Annotated in this window: 2 protein-coding genes; both read left to right on the top strand. The window is 63.4% G+C overall.

From position 1 onward, the window contains the following. The first annotated feature begins 62 nt into the window (after positions 1-62). Positions 63-356 (top strand): transposase, encoded by a 294-nt coding sequence (locus tag QUB26_RS31865; protein ID WP_333321316.1) that lies wholly within the window; start codon positions 63-65, stop codon positions 354-356. Then, positions 353-1210, top strand: a complete 858-nt coding sequence (locus QUB26_RS31860) for an IS3 family transposase (protein WP_333321314.1) — start codon at positions 353-355, stop codon at positions 1208-1210. The genes QUB26_RS31865 and QUB26_RS31860 overlap by 4 nt, the downstream gene beginning before the upstream one ends. Positions 1211-1243: the final 33 nt, after the last annotated feature.

Raw genomic sequence — 1243 nt, 5'->3', positions numbered from 1 at the left:
TGAGCCACCCCTGATTTCTCGGACACCCAAAAGCGAGGACAATCCTCGCACGGAGGTGTTCGATGCAGAAACGTCAACAGTTCACAGCGGAGTTCAAGCGCGAAGCGGTTCGATTGTTCAAGGCAGGCGATCGTCCCGCTGCGGTGGTGGCGCGGGGGCTGGGCATCCCGCGCAACAGGCTCTACAAGTGGGCGCAGGATCTGGAAAAGAAGGGCGCTACGGCCTTTGCCGGCAGCGGCCGTCCCACGACCAGCGGCGATGAGCTGGCTGCACTCAAGCGCGAGAACGCACGGCTGAAGGAAGAGAACGCGATCCTAAAAAAAGCGGCGGCGTACTTTGCGCGGGAGTTGCCGTGAGGTACGCCTGGATCCGAGACCAAGCCGGGTATCCGATACGGCGGCTTTGCGAGGCACTGAACGTCTCGGCGAGCGGCTACTACGCTTGGCGAGATCGCAAGCCCGGCCCCCGGGCCGCAGCGAATTCGCGGCTGCTGGAACGCATCCGTACGCTTCATGTGCAGAGCCGGGAATGCTATGGCGCGGTACGGCTGTGGCAGGCGCTGCGCCGCGAGGGCGAAACATGTGGCCGACATCGGGTACGTCTGCTGCGCCGTGCGCATGGGATCGAGGCCAAGCGGCGACAGCGATATGTGCGCACGCGGGCGACGTACCAGCGCGTGCCCCCGGCGCCAAACCTGTTGGCTTGGCCGTTCTCCAGCCCGAAGCCCGACGCTGTGTGGGTCGCGGACATCACCTTCGTGCCGACCCGTACTGGCTGGTTGCATCTCGCGGCTGTGCTCGACCTGCACACTCGACAGATCGTGGGTTGGGCGATGGGCGAGCGCCCGGATCAGAAATTGGCCAGCGCCGCGCTGCTGATGGCGCTCGACCGTCGCGGGCCAGCGTCTGGCGCGATCCATCACAGCGACCAGGGAAGCCAGTACACCAGCGGCGCCTATCAAGCCGAGCTCAAAGCAGCCGGCCTGCAGCCGAGCATGAGCCGCAAGGGCATGCCTTACGACAATGCGGTGATGGAAAGCTTCTTCAGCTCGCTCAAGCAGGAACTCACGCACCATGAACGTTTTGCGGATCTCGATGAAGCCAGAGGCAAGCTCTTCGATTACATCGAGGTCTTCTACAACCGCCAACGGCTGCACAGCAGCCTCGGCTATCGGACGCCAGTTGAACAGGAGAGGCTGGCAAGTGCTTAATTAACCTGTCCGAGAAACCGGGGGTAGCTCAGG

The organism is Microcoleus sp. B4-C1 (genome assembly GCF_036705285.1).
Taxonomy (GTDB): domain Bacteria; phylum Cyanobacteriota; class Cyanobacteriia; order Cyanobacteriales; family Microcoleaceae; genus Microcoleus.
The sequence above is the reverse complement of the archived record's forward strand: the minus strand, read 5'-3'. Positions and strand labels throughout refer to the sequence as shown.

Coding starts and splice junctions, on each gene's coding strand:
- QUB26_RS31865 (WP_333321316.1), top strand. CDS start 63: ATGCAGAAACGTCAACAGTTCACAGCGGAGTTCAAGCGCGAAGCGGTT.